Genomic DNA, 4484 nt, shown 5'->3' with positions numbered 1-4484 from the left:
AACACAACACACACACCTATACCCCCTCTACCATAGATTTTTATAACCCACCACCCCCCCCCCCCCCCCCCTCACAAAACCGCCTCACCCCCCCCCCCGCGCCCCCCCCCCCCCACGTTGTCGTGTACCCGCCTCGTACCGGACCGGCCGGAGCCGGTGCCGGCGCTGCTGCCCGGACACTCGGTCGCATCGAAGGCGATTCCGGACTTCCCTTTCACTCCGGGAGGCAACGATGTACGGACCATCCCTCGATTCGAGCGAGCCTCCCTTCCGCAAAGGTGGGGCGATGACCACACCCGCGAAAGGCGACGCGTCCCGCTAGCCCAGGTCCCGGATCACCGACATCAGCCGCTCATGCGTCTCGACGTCCGCGGCCACCACGAGCCCGCGCCCGGCGGGCCCGAGTGGGGCGCCGTCGATCCCCGTGATGACGCACCCGGCCGCCCGGCACAGCGCGATACCGGCGGCGAAGTGCACGCTCCCGGACAGGTCGCGGCCGTCGGTCACGTACGCGGCGCGCCTGCCGGCCGCCACCCAGGCCAGGGCCAGCGTGGTCGAGACGACCCGGGGCCGGAACCGCTCCACGAACCCGGCTTCGGCCAGCATCTCCACGGCCCGGAACGCGGGCGCGTTCGGGAACGGCGGATCCAGGTTCACGTCCACCAACCGGGTCGCGGCGGTGGGCGCGAGCTGTGTGTCGCCGTCGCCGTCGCGACGCACCCACGCGGCCCCGCCGTCGGTGTGGAACACCTCGCCGCTGAACGGGTCCGCCACCGCCGCCACCGTCGTTGCCACGGCCGTCCCGGTGCCCTCGCGCAGCGCCACGTTGACGGCCACCAGCATGTTGCCGACGGCGTAGTTCAGCGTGCCGCACAGCGGATCGACCAGCCACTGCCGTACCGCCCCGGCTTCCCCCTGCCGTCCGCCCTCCTCGCCGAGAAGCGCGTCATCCGGGCGGGCGGCACGGATGACGGAGGCGATCGCCTTCTCCGCCTCCACGTCGGCCGCGGTGGCGAAGTCCCCGCCTCCCTTGTCGATCCGGCCGAGCCGCTGCCCGTACATGCCGCGTACGACACCGGCACCAGCGCGGGCGGCGGCTATGGCCACCTGGGTGTCGTCAGGGTCCCCGTATGAGTCGATCACCCTGTGCACGCTACCGGGGCCCTGCCGCGGGTGGCTGAACCGGTGCCGTTCGGGCAACGCCTCCACCTGTCCGACGGGCGAACCGGACTGCCCGGGCCCCGAACCCCGCGTACCCCCTTGCCCACCGACGCCTCAGCCAAGACGATGGTGCCCCATTGAATGTGACGGACCGTCAGGTCGAGTCGGGCAAGTCAGGCCGAGGGCGTCCGCCACCCGCGTCGTACGGCGAAGGGGCCCACCATGGTGGTCTACGGGATGCAGCTCCCAGTCCAGTCGCAGAGCACCATCTACGCCGAGTCCTGGGAGGTGTCCGCAGGTCCAGCGGACCTGCTCGCCATCGCGCGCGCCGCGGACCGCGCGGGTTTCGACTACATCGCGAGCTGCGACCATGTCGCCATCCCGCGCAGGCTCGCCGGGGCCATGTCCACCGTCTGGTACGACCCGGTCGCCACGCTCTCGTTCCTCGCCGCCGCCACCGAGCGGGTGCGGCTGCTCAGCCATGTCGCCGTCGTGGGACTGCGGCACCCCCTGCTGAGCGCCAAGCAGTACGCGACGCTCGACCACCTTTCTGCCGGGCGGCTGATCCTCGGCGTCGGTGCCGGGCATGTGCCGGAGGAGTTCGAGGTCCTCGGCGTGGACTTCGAGCGGCGCGGGACCGTGCTCGACGAGACCATCGACGCCCTCAGGGCCGCCCTCGGGCCCGAGGAGTTCCCCGCCTTCCGTGGTGAGCACTTCGCCTTCGACGGGCTCGGGCAGCAGCCGCGACCCGCCCAGCCGGAGGTGCCGCTCTGGGTCGGGGGCTCGTCGCCCGCCGCCGTGCGCAGGGCGGCGCTCAAGGGCGACGGCTGGCTGCCGCAGGGCGATCCGCGCGACCGGCTGCCCGGCCAGATCGCGAAGCTCAGGGCACTGCGCGAGGCGGCCGGGATCGTCCGGCCGCTCGTCATCGGGGCGATCACCGAGCCGCTGTACGTGGGGGACGCCGCCTGGGACGTCGGGCGCCGCACGCTCACCGGGAAGCCGGAGTCCATCGCGGAGTCGCTGCGGGCGTACGGGGCGATGGGGGTGGACCAGATCCAGGTCCGGTTCCGCAGCCGGAGCCGGACCGAACTCATCGACCAGATGGAGGCGTTCGCCGCCGAAGTGGCTCCCCATCTCGGCGAGTAGACGAAGCAGACGACACGGCAGCGACAGGTGAACAGGAGTACGGCATGGGAAAGTTGGACGAACGGGTCATTCTCGTCACCGGCGCCGCACGCGGCCAGGGCGAGCAGGAGGCCCGGTTGTTCGCCGCTGAGGGGGCCAAGGTGGTCCTCGCCGATGTGCTGGACGACCAGGGTGAGGCGCTCGCCAAGGAGCTCGGCGAGAGCGCGGCTCGCTATGTGCGCCTGGACGTGGGCAGGGAGGACGACTGGGCCGCTGCGGTCGAGACCGCGGTGGAGGCGTTCGGGCGCATCGACGGGCTGGTGAACAACGCGGGCATCCTGCGCTTCAACGAGCTGGTGAGCACCCCACTGGAGGAGTTCCGGCAGATCATCCAGGTCAACCAGATCGGGGCGTTCCTCGGTATCAAGGCCGTCGCGCCCGAGATCGAGGCGGCCGGTGGCGGCACGATCGTCAACACGGCCTCGTACACCGCGCTCACCGGTATGCACTCTGTCGGGGCGTACGCGGCGACCAAGCACGCCATCCTCGGTCTGACCCGGGTGGCGGCGCTGGAGCTTGCGCCGAAGCGGATACGGGTCAACGCGGTGTGCCCGGGGGCGGTGGACACGCCGATGAGCAATCCCGGGGGCGCGGACGAGGAGGCGCTCGACGCGGTGTACCGGAAGCTGGTGCCGTTGGGGCGGGTCGGGCAGGCGGCGGAGGTGGCCCGGTTGGCGCTGTTCCTGAGCTGCGAGGACTCCTCGTACATCACGGGGCAGCCGTTCGTCATCGACGGGGGCTGGCTGGCCGGGGTGAGCCTGTTCTGACCCTGTTCCGGGACCCGCCATGTCTGACGTCTCGTCAGGTATTGACGCCTCGCGGGCTCGGTGGAACAGTCGGGGCATTCGGATCTGACGCATCGTCAGAAACGGCGTCAGAATGTCGCTGGGCACGAGACGGTGGTGGGTTCCATGGAGTTCGGACTGTTCGTACAGGGGTACCTCGGCAAGCGCGCCGAGACCGATCCGCTCGCCGAGCACAAGGCGCTGATGGAGGAGACCGAGTACGTCATCCAGGCCGACAGGTCCGGCTTCAAGTACGCCTGGGCCTCCGAGCACCACTTCCTGGAGGAGTACTCGCACCTCTCCGCCAACGACGTCTTCCTCGGCTACCTCGCCCACGCCACCGAGCGCATCCATCTCGGCTCGGGCATCTTCAACCCGCTCGCCCCGGTCAACCACCCGGTGAAGGTCGCCGAGAAGGTGGCCATGCTCGACCACCTCTCCGAGGGCCGCTTCGAGTTCGGCTCCGGGCGCGGCGCCGGCTCGCACGAGATCCTCGGCTTCATGCCCGGCATCACCGACATGAACCACACCAAGGAGATCTGGGAAGAGACCATCGCCGAGTTCCCCAAGATGTGGCTTCAGGACGAATACGCCGGCTTCCAGGGCAAGCACTGGTCCCTGCCGCCGCGCAAGGTGCTCCCCAAGCCGTACGGGAAGTCCCACCCCGCCATGTGGTACGCGGCCGGGTCGCCGTCCTCGTACGCCATGGCCGCCCAGAAGGGCCTCGGTGTGCTGGGCTTCAGCGTGCAGAAAGTCTCCGACATGGAGTGGGTCGTCGACTCGTACAAGTCGGCCATCAAGGACGCGCGGCCGGTGGGCGGTTACGTCAACGACAACGTCATGGTGACCTCCACCGCGATCTGCGCGGAGACCCATGACAAGGCGGTCGAGATCGCGGTCGGCGGCGGGCTGAACTACCTCCAGTCGCTGCTCTTCCGCTACCACGACACCTTCCCCCGGCCCGAGGGCGTCCCGGAGTGGCCCGAGCTGCTGCCCGACTACAGCGCCGAGATCATCGAACTGCTCATCGCCGAGGAGCTGATGATCTGCGGCGACCCGGACGAGGTGCTGGCCCAGTGCAAGCGCTGGGACCAGGCGGGGGCTGACCAGCTCTCGTTCGGTCTGCCGATCGGGATCTCGTACGAGGACACGATGACGACGATCAAACTGATCGGCGAACACGTCATCCCGAAGATCGACACCGATCCGGTGCACCGCACCACCCGCCTGCGCGAAGCGGCGGTCTGAAAGGAAACCCCGTGAGGACCGCGGGCGGTGGCTTCCCGGACCGCCACCCGCACCCGGGCCCGCGGGGGGGGGCCCCCGGGGGGGGGCGCGCCCGCGGGCGCCCCC

At 70.3% G+C, this 4484-nt stretch carries 4 protein-coding genes; 3 read left to right on the top strand and 1 reads right to left on the bottom strand.

The window, feature by feature from the left end; translation table 11 throughout:
• Positions 1-318: 318 nt before the first annotated feature.
• The gene (locus tag ACFWI9_RS00750) at positions 319-1143 is read right to left on the bottom strand and encodes an inositol monophosphatase family protein (protein WP_387157934.1); all 825 of its coding nucleotides are present in this window, start codon (positions 1141-1143) and stop codon (positions 319-321) included.
• A 240-nt stretch (positions 1144-1383) separates the two neighbouring features.
• Between ACFWI9_RS00750 and ACFWI9_RS00745 the strand changes: the two genes are divergently transcribed.
• The 3 genes from ACFWI9_RS00745 (at position 1384) to ACFWI9_RS00735 (ending at position 4379) form a co-directional block, all read left to right on the top strand.
• Positions 1384-2307 (top strand): LLM class F420-dependent oxidoreductase, encoded by a 924-nt coding sequence (locus ACFWI9_RS00745; protein WP_387157933.1) that lies wholly within the window; start codon positions 1384-1386, stop codon positions 2305-2307.
• 44 nt (positions 2308-2351) lie between these two features.
• Entirely contained in the window at positions 2352-3113 is a 762-nt protein-coding gene (locus ACFWI9_RS00740) for an SDR family NAD(P)-dependent oxidoreductase (RefSeq protein WP_387157932.1), read from the top strand.
• Positions 3114-3257: 144 nt separating this feature from the next.
• Positions 3258-4379 carry an LLM class flavin-dependent oxidoreductase gene (locus ACFWI9_RS00735; protein ID WP_387157930.1) on the top strand — a complete coding sequence of 374 codons (1122 nt, stop codon included), beginning with the start codon at positions 3258-3260 and terminating at the stop codon, positions 4377-4379.
• The last annotated feature ends 105 nt before the right edge of the window (positions 4380-4484 follow it).

The organism is Streptomyces sp. NPDC127084, from assembly GCF_042724175.1.
Taxonomy (GTDB): Bacteria; Actinomycetota; Actinomycetes; order Streptomycetales; family Streptomycetaceae; genus Streptomyces.
The sequence above is the reverse complement of the archived record's forward strand: the minus strand, read 5'-3'. Positions and strand labels throughout refer to the sequence as shown.

Coding starts and splice junctions, on each gene's coding strand:
- ACFWI9_RS00735 (WP_387157930.1), top strand. CDS start 3,258: ATGGAGTTCGGACTGTTCGTACAGGGGTACCTCGGCAAGCGCGCCGAG.
- ACFWI9_RS00740 (WP_387157932.1), top strand. CDS start 2,352: ATGGGAAAGTTGGACGAACGGGTCATTCTCGTCACCGGCGCCGCACGC.
- ACFWI9_RS00745 (WP_387157933.1), top strand. CDS start 1,384: ATGGTGGTCTACGGGATGCAGCTCCCAGTCCAGTCGCAGAGCACCATC.